Source organism: Nostoc sp. FACHB-133, assembly GCF_014698055.1.
In the GTDB taxonomy this organism is placed as follows: domain Bacteria; phylum Cyanobacteriota; class Cyanobacteriia; order Cyanobacteriales; family Nostocaceae; genus Nostoc.
In genome coordinates, this window is sequence record NZ_JACJSH010000008.1 from 145,756 (window position 1) to 159,888 (window position 14,133).

The following is a 14,133-nucleotide window of genomic DNA, read 5'->3' on the forward strand; positions in this document are numbered from 1 at the left end:
TGATGGGCTATTAGAAAGAATTCAGTCCCCTTTACCCTGTAACCTGTCCCCTAATCCCTACTTAACGGCGCGACTGAAAGCAATATGGGTTTTTGCACTGTCCGTTTTGGGCATTAACCAAGCCAGACCTTCACTAGTGCCGATCCATAGTTTATTGCTGATGTCAGGTATAAGGGCTAGAACCCGACTAGAAGGAAGTCCAGCAACTTCTGCATCTAACACTGCTCCTGTATTTGGATTTAATCGTAACAAACCATTGCTAGTTCCAACCCAGACACTACCATCTTTAGCAAAACGTACCGCCGTTACATCACGCCCACGCAGGCGAGTCACAGACCGCAAAACTGCACCAGTTTTTGGGTTAATGACTAGTAAATTATTCGGCATTCCCGCCCAAATTAAGCCTTCTGGACTGATAGCTAAAGCTTGAACATTCGTCCCTGGTAAATCGGCAATCCGCTTCATAATCGAAGCACTAGCAGTATTTACCCGCACCAATCCATCAAGAGTGCCAACCCACAGTTGACCTTCAGCATCTAAAGTTAAAGTGTTGGCGCTGACACCAGGCAGATTTTTTACTGTTGTCATAATCAAACCTTGGTCAGGACTAATTAGGGCTAAACCACTATCAGTTCCAGTCCACAAATAACCCCGTTTGTCAAGTAACAGTGACAAAACCCGTTTAGAAGGCAAAAATAAATTCTGTGCGGTGATTTCATTCGTCCGAGGGTCTACTCGAACTAGTCCACCATAACTTCCCACCCACAAGCGTCCTACTTTGTCTTGAGCTAAAGCACCAATGGCAACATTCGGTAAGCTAACACGAGAAATAATCTTGCCAGTTTTAGGATCAATCCGCGATAATCCCCGCCAAGAACCTACCCAAAGATTGCCTGTAACATCTGCCAGTAAGTTACCAACACGATAATCAGTTTCTGGCGAATTTTCTTGCACTCCGCGCTCATCGGGCAAAGATTCTACTCGCGGTGGCGGCGCAGAAGGTGGGTAAGCGGGGGTTAAATCAGATGATTTGATGTCAGGAGTTTTTTGTGCCCATCCCATACCTGGCACAGCTATCAACCCAAACAAGATAGAAGTAATCAATAAACTAGTACGCTTGCAAAATAATACCACGGTGACATTTCCTTTGGAGACAGTACCCATAGTCGTTACCTAAACTGGCTTTGGGTTAATTTCAGTGTTCCCCTAGTTGGGATTTTTTAAACATTGGGGATTGGGGACTGGAGAATAAATATTTAGGAATACTTTCTTATTACCCAGTTCCAAAACACTATTGATGACACCTTGTAAAGCGTTTGTAATAAAATGTTAAATCATTATGTAATAACAAAACTAAATATATAAGTTCAAAACTTTGAAAGAATAACTTATCGAATTATTGATATATTGTGGAATAAGTTACAAATTACGTGGTGTGCAATTTTTTATCTTTGGCTCACCACTCTGCTAAATCTCTGTCAAGTAAATTCTTTTCTGGTATCTTTTCCATCAACGGGGAAGATAGAAGGAGTGTAGAGGTGGGAATGTCTGCCAGCCAGCCCAATCCCCTGAATACCCCGATTTGTAGGGGAATTATCTAAAATAAAGCCGCAAAAAGCGGGAGTTTTGGTGAAATTGAGAAGGTTTAGTCGGGTGCGAAAAAGAGGTAAAAAAGAATTTTGATTCGTATAAAGAGGAAACAGTAGAAGCGCTAGGTCGTGTACCCCTAGAAGGGGATAACACTGGTGAGGAGGGCTACCACCGCTACCAAAGTGTCCGCCGCAAAAAAACTGCAACCCTTGGGCAAAAACAACCCCTAACAAAAATTTTTCCCGAATCTTCTCCTCGATGAAGGGGGGAAAAAAGGGGTGAGGGGAAGTTGCACAAAACGTGATTTGATAATTAATTAAGAGTGATTTCAGGGAAGGATAAAATATGTCTTACGCTCAAACGAAGACTCAGAGCAAGTCTGGGTATCAAGCCGGGGTTAAAGATTACAGACTAACTTATTACACACCCGATTACACACCAAAAGATACCGATCTTCTAGCTGCGTTCCGCATGACACCCCAGCCTGGTGTTCCTCCCGAAGAAGCAGGTGCGGCTGTAGCGGCTGAGTCTTCCACAGGTACTTGGACAACTGTGTGGACAGACTTGCTCACCGACCTCGATCGCTACAAAGGTCGTTGTTATGACATCGAACCAGTTCCCGGCGAAGACAACCAGTACATCTGCTACGTTGCCTATCCTTTGGACTTGTTTGAAGAAGGTTCTGTAACCAACGTATTAACCTCAATTGTAGGTAACGTATTTGGTTTCAAAGCTCTGCGGGCACTACGTCTAGAAGATATTCGCTTTCCAGTAGCTTACATCAAGACCTTCCAAGGGCCTCCTCACGGTATCCAAGTTGAGCGCGACAAGTTAAACAAATACGGTCGTCCTTTGCTGGGTTGTACCATTAAGCCCAAATTGGGTCTTTCCGCTAAGAACTACGGACGCGCTGTATACGAGTGCTTACGCGGTGGTTTGGACTTCACCAAAGACGACGAAAACATCAACTCCGCACCATTTCAAAGATGGCGCGATCGCTTCTTGTTCGTAGCTGAAGCTATCAACAAAGCTCAAGCAGAAACCGGTGAAATTAAAGGTCACTACCTAAACGTCACCGCTCCTACTTGCGAACAAATGTTGCAACGGGCTGAGTACGCTAAAGAACTCAAAATGCCCATCATCATGCATGACTACCTCACCGCAGGTTTCACCGCCAACACCACATTGGCTCGTTGGTGCCGCGATAACGGTATCTTGCTACACATTCACCGTGCTATGCACGCTGTAATCGACCGTCAAAAGAACCACGGTATTCACTTCCGTGTATTGGCTAAAGCTCTACGTTTGTCTGGTGGTGATCACATCCACACCGGCACCGTAGTTGGTAAATTGGAAGGTGAGCGCGGCATCACAATGGGCTTCGTTGACCTGTTGCGTGAAAACTACATTGAGCAAGACAAGTCTCGTGGTATTTACTTTACCCAAGACTGGGCTTCTCTACCTGGTGTAATGGCAGTTGCTTCTGGTGGTATCCACGTATGGCACATGCCCGCGCTAGTAGAAATCTTTGGTGATGACTCCGTACTACAATTCGGTGGTGGTACTTTGGGACACCCTTGGGGTAACGCTCCTGGTGCAACCGCTAACCGCGTTGCCTTGGAAGCTGTTGTTCAAGCTCGTAACGAAGGCCGTAACTTGGCTCGTGAAGGTAACGATATTATCCGCGAAGCTGCCAAGTGGTCTCCTGAACTAGCTGTTGCTTGCGAACTGTGGAAAGAAATCAAGTTCGAGTTTGAAGCAATGGATACCGTCTGATCTGAGTTAACAGTTAAGAGTTAAGAGTTAGAAGTAGAGACGTGATTAGTCGCGTCTGTACAAGAGTTAGGATTTGCATTAATTCATAACTCATAACTCATAACTCATAACTCTTTAGGGCTGGGGTCAAGCATGAATCTTAAGCAAATTGCGAAGGACACAGCCAAAACTCTCCAAAGCTATCTGACTTATCAGGCTCTAAGGACAGTATTGGCACAGCTAGGCGAAACGAATCCTCCATTAGAACTTTGGTTGCATAACTTTTCGTCTGGCAAAATTCAAAATGGTGAGTCATACATTGAGCAACTGCTGAGAGAAAAACCAGATTTGGCTTTGCGAATCATGACTGTCAGAGAACACATTGCGGAAGAAATTGTAGAATTTTTACCGGAAATGGTTCGTACTGGCATTCAGCAAGCCAACATGGAGCAGCGTCGCCAGCATTTAGAACGCATCACACGAATAGACACATCTAACCCCAGTCTGCAACCAGAACAGCAAACAACTTCAGATCAGAATTTGGATAACTTATCCAATTAGTTCGGTCAACCTAGTAGTAAAAAATCGCAACCCATTATCAAAAGCTATGCAAACTTTACCAAAAGAGCGTCGTTACGAAACCCTTTCTTATCTGCCACCCCTGTCTGACGCTCAAATTGCCAAGCAGATTCAGTACATTTTGAATCAAGGTTATATTCCAGCGATCGAGTTCAACGAAACTTCTGAGCCAACAGAATTATATTGGACAATGTGGAAGTTGCCTTTGTTCGGTGCTAAATCCACTCAAGAAGTATTGAGCGAAGTTCAAGGATGCCGTTCTCAATTCAACAGCAGCTATATCCGTGTTGTGGGTTTTGACAACATCAAGCAGTGCCAAGTTCTCAGCTTTCTTGTTCACAAGCCCAACAGATACTAAAGCAAGCGTTGCTCTAAGTAATTAGTTTATCCCCATAGGAGAGGTAGAATTATCTGCCTCTCTTATTTATTAGATTTTTTGGCATTGCATAATAGAGAGATGAATTGAGGTCATCTACTGTGCAATGTCCATACTGCAACTCTACTGAAATTAGAAAAAATGGTAAACGAAGAGGTAAACAAAATCACATTTGTGTCAATTGTGGTCGTCAATTTATCGATGTTTATAGCCCACCAAAAGGGTACTCAGATGAAATCAAGCAAGAATGTTTAAGGTCATACGTCAATGGCATGGGATTTCGAGCAATTGAGCGTGATAAAGGAGTTCATCATACAACCGTAATTTATTGGTTAAAACAAATGGGCGAAAAACTGCCCGACGTACCGCCTAGTGACGACATACCAGAAGTTGGAGAATTAGATGAACTAGAAACCTTTATCGGTTCAAAAAAACAAAGTTTGGTTGTGGACGGCAGTAAATCACTTTCATGAGGGTATCTTAGCTTGGGTAATCGGCGATAAGCCTACGGCATGGCTTCTCTACGAGACGCTCCGCGAACGTTTACCGCAGTTCAGCAACATTTAAATTCTTGTGGGACATTGTTTCCTGTTGGCAATGTTACTTCTACGTCACAGACGGTTGGAAAGTTTATCCTTGCTTTATTGACCCAGGAGACCATATCGTGAGCAAAACCTATATGACTAGTATTGAGGGCGAAAATACCCGCTTGCGCCATTACCTAGCAAGACTACACCGAAAAACACTCTGCTATTCTAAATCAGTGGATATGCTTAAACACTCAATTCGCTTGTTAACCCTCTTCAATTACTCTAGACAGAGGAAAAATATAAATCCTCAAACTGTGCATCAGAAAAAACAAAACCAATGAACTCATTCATAATCTGAATTAACCATTGAAAACCAAGTTGTAAATACCGATTGTTAAATAGTTGTATCCAAGGTTTAAGCAAGCAATAATAAATGTATGGTTGGAGCATTAAGCGTAAATTATTCAGTCGATGATTCCAACCAGTAATTTTATTCCACCAAGGATGTTGACACAACTTTGACAAGAAATCTTTATCTGGAGAATCATCTTCAATATCTTTTGTTTGATTCCGCCCAGAAAATTGTCAGATGACCATCAAAAAGGCACTAGAGACAATTTCCCACCAGCGCTCAATTTGATGGCAATCAGTAAATCGAAAATCTGCCCAACCTAGCTGATTTTTACACTGTTTAAAGCCATATTCTATCCACGTTCTCAAACCATAATTATTTCCAATCACAGCCGGAGGTGCATCTGATAAGTTAGTCATTACATACCAAGTAGAATTATCGAGCAACTTTGTTATATCTGCCGTAATTTGCCAATATATCCAATTTCTTCGCCTACCAAATATGATTTCTCTCATGTAGCGTTCTTCATGAGTACCGTTGGTAAAAATTCGCTCAAATTCTTTCCATTTATTGAATCTAACCCTTTGTTTGGAAGCCATCCAGACAGCGTGATTACTTCTAATCCCACGATAAATCGCATTTTATATTGATTCAATACACTCAGGAATCTGTCACTCTCTCCATAGAGACTATCTGCTAACACTAACTCAAATTTAAATCCAATCTCTTGGAGTTCCGTAATTATTTCTGCTGCTAATTGAGTCTTTGTTTTGTATGTATCATCGGGTTTGAGCCGTTTTTTAGGTTTGTAGATTCTGAACAGTAACGGAAACGTTATTCCTTGCCATATACCATAAGCATTTACGGATACTATTCCGTTTTCCTATTTTCCCAAATTACCTATATATTGCCTCTCTACATAATCTATTATCTTTCCCTTCTTTTTATCTCCTGTTTCATCAATTACTAAGATAATTTCTTCCCCTTTTATTATTTGTAGAATTATCTTTAGTCTCTGTTTTCTTATTTCCTCTACATCCCAAGGTGATTCGGTCAAGAAATGAAGCAGCGATTGTTCATTCTTTAATCCTACTGCTTTGGCAATTGCTAGTAACGTCTTTCTCTTAATTTCTGCTGCCATTCCCAAGTGTAATTGCTTAAATGCTTCGTAACTTCTCACTTCCAGGAACAGTTTAGTGACTTTGAAAGACCGTCCTCGCAGTGGAAAGCCACCAAAAATAACTGACACGGCAGAAGCATATTTAATTGCAACAACTTGCTCAGATGCTCCGGACGGTAGCGCTCGTTGGACATTAAAAATGTTGGCGGATAAACTTGTGAGTCTTGAAATAATAGATAGTGTCAGTACAAATACAATTGGACGTACATTAAAAAAAACGAGTTAAAACCTTGGCTAAAAGAGCAATGGTGCATCCCAAAAATCAGTTCAGAATTTGTAGCTTCTATGGAAGATGTACTTGATTTATACGCTCAACCAATAGACCCAGAGCGTCCATTGGTTTGTTCTGATCTCTGATGTTCATGAACCAATACCAGCAACACCGAAAAACGAAGAAAAACGAGGCAAAGTTGAAAAAGAAGACTTGCGTTTATGAGCGAGAAGGTAGTTCTAATTTATTCGCCTTTTTTGCTCCATATCTAGGTTGGAGACATATTAAAGATTACAGAGCGGCGTACCAAAGTTGATTTTGCTCATTGTATGAAAGAGTTAGTTGATGTTCACTTTCCAGAGGCTGTTGTAATTAAATTAGTAATGGATAATTTAAATACTCATACTATTGGTGCTTTATATGAAATATTTGAGCCATCTGAAGCTAGACGAATTGCGAAGAAATTAGAGATTCACCATACACCAAAACATGGTAGTTGGCTAAATATGGTTGAATGTGAGTTATCCGTACTTGCACGCCAATGTCTTAGACGAAGAATTCCAAGTATTGAGACATTAGAAAAAGAGGTTTCAATTTGGGAGAATAATCGCAATTCTGAGCGAATTTGTGTTAATTGGCGCTTTCGTATAAATGATGCGAGAATTAAGCTTTTACGAATCTACCCAACCCATCAAAACTAATGACATGAACTACTAGATTGCTTTTAGTGATAGCTTTTGAAAATGCGTAAGTAGCTCTTAAAGTGTGTCTATAAACCTTGTTTACATGAGGTTTATAGACCTTACTCCCTTCAGTCGTTGCAGAGGGCAGGAATCAGAACTCCCTTCTGCCTCCTGCCTCCTGCCCTCTGCCTTTATTGCTAACGGTAACGCCAAGGGCGAAAGTTTGTGTAGCCGCGATATTCCATTCGCTGGGCTATTTTTTTACTTTGCAGTCATTATTACCGCATTCTAATTTATGTTTTTCAAACCCCAAATAGTTTTTTCATGGCTTGTATTATTACTAAGTTTTACAAATCTATTTCTTAGTTCTTGGATTGTTCTTCCGGCTCCAAATATGTCTTTACTCACGCTAGCGGTGGGAGCGCCAGAAGTCAGCCCTTGGTTATTGTTATTAAATTTGCTCTCTTTATTACTTTCTTTTTTCTACATCCGTCGCTATAAAATACGGCGTTTAGCTTCCATTTTCAGTTCAATAGGATTGCTAATTTGTGCATGGGTGCTAGCTAATATCCCTTTGACTCAAATGCAGATGGATAAAGCAATTAAACAAGGATTAGGAGAAAATTATCTAGAGCAAATTCCAATCCAAGTAAAGGCCAAAATGCAAACCCATCCCTTTGATTTAGTTAATTGTTTTCGGGGTATTGCATTAGGTAAAATTCGTTATCAAAAAGATATTCTTTTTGCTTCTCCTGCGGGAGTGCCTTTAAAAATGGAAGTTTACCAACCCCCACAGGTAGGGAAATATCCAGCAGTGGTAGTAATTTATGGTGGAGCTTGGCAATATGGAAACCCTCATGCCAATTCTGAGTTTAATCAATATATCGCTCATCAGGGATATACAGTATTTGCGATCGACTATCGACACGCACCTAAATATCGGTTTCCATCTCAGTTAGATGATGTGCGTACAGCCTTAAATTTTATTCGCAAAAATGCAGCAACTTATGAAGCCGATCCAGAACGTATGGTACTTATAGGACGTTCTGCGGGAGCGCACCTAGCAATGCTAGCAGCTTATCAACCAGATGCACCACCTATTCGGGCTGTAATTAACTATTACGGGCCTGTTAACTTGCCTGAAGGATACAAAACGCCACCAGTTCCCGATCCTATCAACACCCGCGCTGTTCTAAAGGCATTTCTAGGTGGTTCATTAGAAGAATTGCCTAATCAGTATAAAATTGCTTCACCCATAAATTACTTGACACACCCTTTACCACCAACTTTATTAATTTACGGCAGTCGTGACCATTTGGTGGAAGCGCGATTTGGCAGGCAGATGTACGAAAGTTTACATAACTCTGGTAATACTGCGGTTTTTCTACAAATTCCTTGGGCAGAACACGCTTTTGATGCAGTTTTCAACGGTGTGAGCAATCAATTAGCGTTGTATCATACCGAGAGGTTTTTGGCTTGGGCGTTGTTTAAGCAATAATTTTATTAACATAGAGCAGCAGTCAGAGCATAAAGACTTATTCACGAGTATCAAAGACTCATCAACGGAGTTCTGAGGTGGATGAATCCAGTTCAAAAGTGGATGAACGAGTATTAAAGGTGGATGAATCCAGTTCAAAGGTGGATGAACGAGTATCAAAGGTGGATGAATCCAGTTCAGAGGCTCAATTAAATTTAATCAGTACTCAGCACCCTACTATTTTTGAGGCCAACGCCAATTATAGCGATTCCATTCGTAGATTCCTTGAATTTCATACTCAGCGCCGTTGAAGAAGCGGACGACGCAGTTAGTAGAGGAATCATCGCCATCGCTAATTTCCTCGACCTTAATCACCATACAAGGAAACCATTCGCGCTTACAAGGCCCATCTTTTTGCACCCATTCCCATAGTGCATTGGAAACTTCAATGCGATCGCCTACTCTTAGCTTTAGTGCATCCTCAAAATAAGAATACTTATCAAAATGGCATGACTCAACACGATTGAGCCACTGTAAACCATAGCGTTCCCGGATAAATTGTACTGTTCCAGAGTCATTTTCTAACAGCCAGTCATTAAGTAATTGCACTTTCCAAGTGCGGTTGCGCTGTTCTTCATCTTTAACAAACTGTAAAAATGCTTCTAACTCCTCTGGCGTAAGTTCGTCTAAAGGATTAGCAATATCTGATGCCCTAGAGATAGAATTTCCCTGAATTTGCTCGACTACTTGCAGTAAAATCTGTTTCTGCGTGTCAGTGAGAGGACAGCTTGCTGCATCACAATCATTAAAGGCTGCGAGCATAGATGCTTCAATCTCATCTGGTGTCATAAGTTAATCGCAATTGAGGGCTTATTTCCCTAATTATTACTTTTTCTAGAGTGTGTAGGGGAGTTTTGATAACTCCTATGCGGATATCACAAGAATCCTACCTCTGATAACAGTGGGTACAAAAGGTTAAATTAAAGTCTTCAATCCTGTTGTAGTTAAATTCAGGTAAGCTGAGGTTATAAGTTACATATTTTTGGATTAAGTAACGGGGTCTTGTATGCGGTTGCGGTCACTCACGGTCGTTTTTATTTCCTGTCTCATCGCCTTGCTATCGTGGGTGATTACTCCCCCTGCTATAGCTTTGACACAGATTAAATTATTTGATGTTTCTTATAAAGATTGTCCGCCAGAACTGGCACAAGGGGCTGTTATCAGTAGTGGTAGCGCGGCCGCCAATTGTTTTATTGTCATTGGCAAAGCAGAAAATGGCACTAATAAAACAGTCTACGACGCAGATATTTTTGGACGCATCTATGATGCCAACAATGACTCAGTGATGCAAAACCGCACTCGATTAGGTTCTATTACTGAAGTGCCGCCAGGGATTAGCTATTTTCAACTGAGAATTACTGTACCGGCAAATCAACCTACTCCGTTGAAGCTAAAGCAGTTTAAGGCTGCTGGATTTAGTGGTCAAGTGCGTAGGTAACGCATTTAATTTGCATAACTAATGCCCACCCCACAAGAAATTTATTTTTGGCGGATACAAATTAAAAGATTTTTAGCTTACCAATTTTAGATTTGAGATTTAGGAATCGGTGCGTTATTCCGCACAAGAAGAGGTTTTCCAGTAAATATTTTAGACGCAATAAAAATTGTAGAGGCGCAAATTTTAATTCACGCCTCTACAAAAGTTTTTATTTGGGTAGCAATCAAAATCCTTGCGCGAATGGCAAACGAGCTAAGGTTCTCAGAAGATCGCCAGCTAAGTTGAGTGCTAAGAAAGCTAAGATCGGAGAAAAATCCATGCCGCCCAATGGGGGAATAATTGAGCGGAATAGATTCAAATAAGGATCGCTGATCTGGGCTAAAGCGGCAAATGGCTGGTTATACCAGTTGATTGTCGGGAACCAGGTCAACAAAACCCGGATAATTAGCAAATAGCTATAAAAGGTGACAAAGGTAACTAGTGTCGTAATCAGTAAACTCATAGATGGCTTGGTTTCCTACTAAGTGTCAAACGCGGTCTTGTCTTTCTAATTTTAATTTAGTCTATGTCATGGAGTTTGCAGATTTGCTACTAGCCACACAACACATTTTCACCACGCCTGAACTAATTTCAGGAGTCTTTAGTGAGGGTGCGATCCTTGCTGGCTTGGGGTGAATCACCATTTACATTTCCTAGCTGCTTTCGCACATCATCAATTGTGGCATTTAGCTGGGCAATTTTATCTTCTAGCGATCGCCTAGCCGTTTCTATGCCGATGCTCTCACTTTCTGAGGCTTTCATCTGACGGCGCTTTGCTGCTATTTTTTTCGCTTCGACTTGGTTATCCGTCAGTTCTACCTCGTCGTCTGCTACCAATTCTGGATTGCGTCGAGAAGCAATCAGTGCGCCGATAACACCGCCAAATACGCCACCTACAAAGGCCCCTGCTAAAAAACCACTGCCAAAACCATCTCGTTGACTCATATCTTTACCGCCTTCAACAAACCTTGCAACTTTTACAGTAGTTATGCTATCTTTATCTGCCCTAGCTGCATACTAGCTTAAGTCCCAAATGTGCGATCGCCTGCATCTCCTAATCCCGGGACAATAAACCCCTTACTGTCCAGTTTTTCGTCAATAGTAGCGGTGTAAACTATTAAACCTGGATAAGCTTCACTCAGTTTTTGCAAAGCTGGTGGAGCCGCCACTACGCAAACAATCCGGGTCAGGGAAGGATCGGCACCCCGTTGTGTTAATTCTGCCATTGTAGCCATGATCGACCCTCCTGTTGCCAACATGGGATCGGTAATTAACACTCGTGTTTGGGGGTAAAATTTTTCTGGCAACTTGTTCAGATAACAATGAGGTTGGAGTGTTTCTTCATCTCGCGCCAAGCCAAGATGGTAAACCGATGCTAAAGGTAATAAAGTCTGCGCTCCTTCGAGTAATCCTAGTCCAGCTCGCAGAATCGGTACTACTGCTACTGGTATTTGCGGATCGATCACAGTTGCTGGACAGGTATCCAAAGGAGTCTGCACTGCTGTTTCTTGGGTCGGCAACCAGTCTCGCGCAGCTTCATAAGTCAGCCATCTTCCCAACTCAGTCATGGCGCTGCGAAATAATACTGAAGGCGTGCCTGCATCACGGGCGACTGCCAGCCAGTGTTTGATCAGGGGATGGGGTGGAACATAAACGCGCAATTGTAGCGTCATAGCCAGAAATAGGCGACTTTTTATTGTACAAGAACTGAAACACCATAATACTCTTTCCTGCATCCGGCTGACAGCTAAAATTAATACTCTCTAATTTATTGACAAGCTTTTTCATTAATAGTTGACATCTATTCTCAATCAAAGCTATATTATTATCCAGTGTTCTCCTCTCTTTTAAGGATCGGCAGACGGGATTAGCCAGCAGTAGCAGGCTCGTCCCTCTTTTTTTTGATTTGTCATTGGTCATTGGTCATTTGTCCTTGGTCATTTGTCATTAGTTAAATTAAATATTGATTGACTCTAGACAAAGGACAAATACTTCTCTAAGTTCGCGCAGCGTGTCGCAGACAGACGCTACGCGTTAGCGGGGCTTTGGCTTTAGCGATACGCTCAGTACAAATGACAAATGACAAATGACAAAGGACAAATGACAAATGACAAATGACGCAATCGTGATTGGGTCTGGTATTGGCGGATTAGTAACAGCGACCCAACTAGCCGCTAAGGGGGCGAAAGTGCTGGTGCTGGAACGTTATTTGATTCCAGGCGGTAGCGCAGGTTATTTTGAACGCCAAGGCTATCGATTTGATGTTGGCGCATCGATGATTTTTGGGCTGGGACAAAACGGCACTACAAACTTACTCACCCGCGCTTTGGCAGCGGTGAATGTTAGCCAAGATGCGATCGCAGATCCGGTACAGATTCACTATCACTTACCTCAAGGCTTAGACCTGAAGGTTGACCGGGTTTATGAAAAATTTTTGCAAAATCTTATTGCTCATTTTCCCCATGAAGAAAAAGGGATTCGTCGCTTTTATGACGAATGCCAAAAAGTATTCAAGTGTCTTAACAGCATGGATTTACTGTCGTTGGAAGAACCCCGGTATTTACTGCGGGTATTTTTCCAGCATCCTTTGGCGTGTCTCGGTTTAGTTAAGTATCTGCCCCAAAATGCTGGGGATTTTGCCAGACGCTACATCAAAGATCCCGAACTATTAAAATTTATCGATATGGAATGTTATTCCTGGTCGGTGGTTCCGTCAGACATGACACCCATGATTAATGCTGGGATGGTCTTTTCTGACAGGCATTATGGTGGAGTTAACTATCCCAAAGGCGGAGTAGGACAAATTGCTCAAAAACTGGTGAAAGGTCTAGAGAAAGCTGGGGGTAAGATTCAGTACCAAGCTAGAGTCACGAAAATCCTCACAGAAAAGGGAAAAGCGGTAGGTGTGCAACTAGCGAATGGTAAAGTATATCGGGGTAAACGCATAGTTTCTAACGCCACACGCTGGGATACGTTTGAGCAACTAGTACCAGCAGAAGAAATGCCACTTAATGAGAAAAGATGGCAACAGAATTATCAAAAATCTCCCAGCTTCTTGAGTTTACATATAGGGGTAAAAGAGTCAGTTTTACCTGTGGGGACAGAGTGCCACCATATTTTGCTGGAAGGTTGGGAAAAGATGACAGCAGTGGAAGGGACAATTTTTGTTTCGATTCCCACATTACTTGACCCAGATTTAGCGCCAAGTGGATATCACATCATTCATGCCTTCACGCCTCATTGGATTGATGATTGGCAAGAACTTTCTCCAAGCGAGTACGAAGCGAAGAAAGAAGAGGCGGCTGAGCGAATTATTGACCGCCTAGAGAAGATTTTTCCTGGCTTAGATGCTGGATTGGATTATCTAGAGGTAGGCACACCCCGCACCCATCGCCGCTTTTTGGGTCGTCAGGATGGCACTTATGGGCCAATTCCCAGGCGTAAGTTGCGGGGGTTATTAAAGATGCCCTTTAATCGCACAGCCATTCCAGGACTTTATTGTGTCGGGGATAGTACTTTTCCTGGTCAGGGATTGAATGCAGTAGCTTTTTCTGGGTTTGCTTGCGCTCACCGGATTGCTGTAGATTTAGGATTTTAATGCGATCGCAGCGCTTGGCTGCTAATCTGAGAAAATTAAATATTAACCCAGATCAGTTAGTTTAATTATTTTGGTACCTACCTTTAGATAGATAGGGTAAACCCCATACAGATGCTCGTCAAAAATCGCTTGCTAGTAATGAAAAATAAAACTTTATATACGAAAAATCTAAAATGCATATTTAATTTATTTTGTCAATGTGTAATCTCTAGTATCAGCGAATAAATTAGCAAGGACTTCTCAGGGCTTAATATATATTCATGCT

At 41.9% G+C, this 14,133-nt stretch carries 16 protein-coding genes and 2 pseudogenes; 9 read left to right on the top strand and 9 right to left on the bottom strand.

The genetic code is table 11. The annotated features are described in order from the left end of the window. Positions 1-57: 57 nt before the first annotated feature. Positions 58-1,164, bottom strand: a complete 1,107-nt coding sequence (locus tag H6G86_RS09385) for a ligand-binding sensor domain-containing protein (RefSeq protein WP_190934076.1) — start codon at positions 1,162-1,164, stop codon at positions 58-60. A gap of 314 nt (positions 1,165-1,478) precedes the next feature. After that, positions 1,479-1,823, bottom strand: a complete 345-nt coding sequence (locus tag H6G86_RS09390; RefSeq protein WP_190934077.1) for a hypothetical protein — start codon at positions 1,821-1,823, stop codon at positions 1,479-1,481. A 112-nt stretch (positions 1,824-1,935) separates the two neighbouring features. Between H6G86_RS09390 and H6G86_RS09395 the strand changes: the two genes are divergently transcribed. The 4 genes and pseudogenes from H6G86_RS09395 to H6G86_RS09410 all read left to right on the top strand — a co-directional run bounded on the left by H6G86_RS09395 (position 1,936) and on the right by H6G86_RS09410 (position 5,171). Beyond that, positions 1,936-3,366 (top strand): form I ribulose bisphosphate carboxylase large subunit, encoded by a 1,431-nt coding sequence (locus H6G86_RS09395; RefSeq protein ID WP_163930558.1) that lies wholly within the window; start codon positions 1,936-1,938, stop codon positions 3,364-3,366. Positions 3,367-3,498: 132 nt separating this feature from the next. Then, complete coding sequence (gene rcbX / locus H6G86_RS09400) at positions 3,499-3,906, top strand: RuBisCO chaperone RbcX (protein WP_190934078.1); 408 nt, start codon at positions 3,499-3,501, stop codon at positions 3,904-3,906. A 46-nt stretch (positions 3,907-3,952) separates the two neighbouring features. Beyond that, positions 3,953-4,282, top strand: coding sequence for a ribulose bisphosphate carboxylase small subunit (locus tag H6G86_RS09405; RefSeq protein WP_190889837.1), 330 nt, complete (start codon positions 3,953-3,955; stop codon positions 4,280-4,282). A gap of 119 nt (positions 4,283-4,401) precedes the next feature. Beyond that, positions 4,402-5,171: pseudogene (locus tag H6G86_RS09410) on the top strand (IS1 family transposase). Between the two features lie 244 nt (positions 5,172-5,415). Here the strand turns inward: H6G86_RS09410 and H6G86_RS09415 are convergent. Together H6G86_RS09415 and H6G86_RS38600 are read right to left on the bottom strand one after the other, a co-directional pair. Further along, complete coding sequence (locus H6G86_RS09415; protein ID WP_190934079.1) at positions 5,416-5,781, bottom strand: hypothetical protein; 366 nt, start codon at positions 5,779-5,781, stop codon at positions 5,416-5,418. Continuing rightward, positions 5,694-6,431: pseudogene (locus tag H6G86_RS38600) on the bottom strand (IS701 family transposase). Before H6G86_RS38600 ends, H6G86_RS09415 begins: the two are co-directional and overlap by 88 nt. On the opposite strand from H6G86_RS38600, the gene H6G86_RS09430 reads away from it, so the two are divergent. The 3 genes from H6G86_RS09430 to H6G86_RS09440 all read left to right on the top strand — a co-directional run bounded on the left by H6G86_RS09430 (position 6,379) and on the right by H6G86_RS09440 (position 8,754). Next, positions 6,379-6,588 (top strand): helix-turn-helix domain-containing protein, encoded by a 210-nt coding sequence (locus H6G86_RS09430; RefSeq protein WP_190934081.1) that lies wholly within the window; start codon positions 6,379-6,381, stop codon positions 6,586-6,588. The pseudogene H6G86_RS38600 and the gene H6G86_RS09430 sit on opposite strands and share 53 nt — an antisense overlap. Positions 6,589-6,863: 275 nt before the next feature. Next, on the top strand, positions 6,864-7,274 hold the full coding sequence (locus tag H6G86_RS09435) for a transposase (RefSeq protein WP_313930789.1): 411 nt from the start codon (positions 6,864-6,866) through the stop codon (positions 7,272-7,274). Positions 7,275-7,551: 277 nt separating this feature from the next. Continuing rightward, entirely contained in the window at positions 7,552-8,754 is a 1,203-nt protein-coding gene (locus tag H6G86_RS09440) for an alpha/beta hydrolase (protein WP_190934083.1), read from the top strand. 216 nt (positions 8,755-8,970) lie between these two features. Here the strand turns inward: H6G86_RS09440 and H6G86_RS09445 are convergent, their stop codons facing one another. After that, complete coding sequence (locus tag H6G86_RS09445; protein WP_190934084.1) at positions 8,971-9,582, bottom strand: hypothetical protein; 612 nt, start codon at positions 9,580-9,582, stop codon at positions 8,971-8,973. 217 nt (positions 9,583-9,799) lie between these two features. On the opposite strand from H6G86_RS09445, the gene H6G86_RS09450 reads away from it, so the two are divergent. Beyond that, entirely contained in the window at positions 9,800-10,231 is a 432-nt protein-coding gene (locus H6G86_RS09450) for a biotin carboxylase (protein ID WP_190934085.1), read from the top strand. A gap of 223 nt (positions 10,232-10,454) precedes the next feature. Here the strand turns inward: H6G86_RS09450 and H6G86_RS09455 are convergent, their stop codons facing one another. The 4 genes from H6G86_RS09455 to H6G86_RS09470 form a co-directional block, all read right to left on the bottom strand. Beyond that, complete coding sequence (locus H6G86_RS09455) at positions 10,455-10,733, bottom strand: YggT family protein (protein ID WP_012410570.1); 279 nt, start codon at positions 10,731-10,733, stop codon at positions 10,455-10,457. Positions 10,734-10,861: 128 nt separating this feature from the next. After that, a complete protein-coding gene (locus H6G86_RS09460; RefSeq protein WP_190934086.1) occupies positions 10,862-11,215 on the bottom strand; it encodes a ssl2009 family thylakoid membrane protein in 354 nt (117 codons plus the stop codon). 77 nt (positions 11,216-11,292) lie between these two features. Then, positions 11,293-11,943, bottom strand: coding sequence for a uracil phosphoribosyltransferase (gene upp, locus H6G86_RS09465; RefSeq protein WP_190934087.1), 651 nt, complete (start codon positions 11,941-11,943; stop codon positions 11,293-11,295). After that, on the bottom strand, positions 11,873-12,190 hold the full coding sequence (locus tag H6G86_RS09470; RefSeq protein WP_190934088.1) for a hypothetical protein: 318 nt from the start codon (positions 12,188-12,190) through the stop codon (positions 11,873-11,875). The genes upp and H6G86_RS09470 overlap by 71 nt, the downstream gene beginning before the upstream one ends. Positions 12,191-12,377: 187 nt before the next feature. On the opposite strand from H6G86_RS09470, the gene crtH reads away from it, so the two are divergent. Then, the gene (gene crtH, locus H6G86_RS09475) at positions 12,378-13,868 is read left to right on the top strand and encodes a carotenoid isomerase (protein ID WP_190934089.1); all 1,491 of its coding nucleotides are present in this window, start codon (positions 12,378-12,380) and stop codon (positions 13,866-13,868) included. Positions 13,869-14,133 lie beyond the last annotated feature (265 nt).

Coding starts and splice junctions, on each gene's coding strand:
- H6G86_RS09415 (WP_190934079.1), bottom strand. CDS start 5,781: ATGGCTTCCAAACAAAGGGTTAGATTCAATAAATGGAAAGAATTTGAG.
- H6G86_RS09455 (WP_012410570.1), bottom strand. CDS start 10,733: ATGAGTTTACTGATTACGACACTAGTTACCTTTGTCACCTTTTATAGC.
- crtH (WP_190934089.1), top strand. CDS start 12,378: ATGACAAATGACGCAATCGTGATTGGGTCTGGTATTGGCGGATTAGTA.
- upp (WP_190934087.1), bottom strand. CDS start 11,943: ATGACGCTACAATTGCGCGTTTATGTTCCACCCCATCCCCTGATCAAA.
- H6G86_RS09440 (WP_190934083.1), top strand. CDS start 7,552: ATGTTTTTCAAACCCCAAATAGTTTTTTCATGGCTTGTATTATTACTA.
- H6G86_RS09460 (WP_190934086.1), bottom strand. CDS start 11,215: ATGAGTCAACGAGATGGTTTTGGCAGTGGTTTTTTAGCAGGGGCCTTT.
- rcbX (WP_190934078.1), top strand. CDS start 3,499: ATGAATCTTAAGCAAATTGCGAAGGACACAGCCAAAACTCTCCAAAGC.
- H6G86_RS09385 (WP_190934076.1), bottom strand. CDS start 1,164: ATGGGTACTGTCTCCAAAGGAAATGTCACCGTGGTATTATTTTGCAAG.
- H6G86_RS09445 (WP_190934084.1), bottom strand. CDS start 9,582: ATGACACCAGATGAGATTGAAGCATCTATGCTCGCAGCCTTTAATGAT.
- H6G86_RS09470 (WP_190934088.1), bottom strand. CDS start 12,190: ATGACCAATGACAAATCAAAAAAAAGAGGGACGAGCCTGCTACTGCTG.
- H6G86_RS09405 (WP_190889837.1), top strand. CDS start 3,953: ATGCAAACTTTACCAAAAGAGCGTCGTTACGAAACCCTTTCTTATCTG.
- H6G86_RS09395 (WP_163930558.1), top strand. CDS start 1,936: ATGTCTTACGCTCAAACGAAGACTCAGAGCAAGTCTGGGTATCAAGCC.
- H6G86_RS09450 (WP_190934085.1), top strand. CDS start 9,800: ATGCGGTTGCGGTCACTCACGGTCGTTTTTATTTCCTGTCTCATCGCC.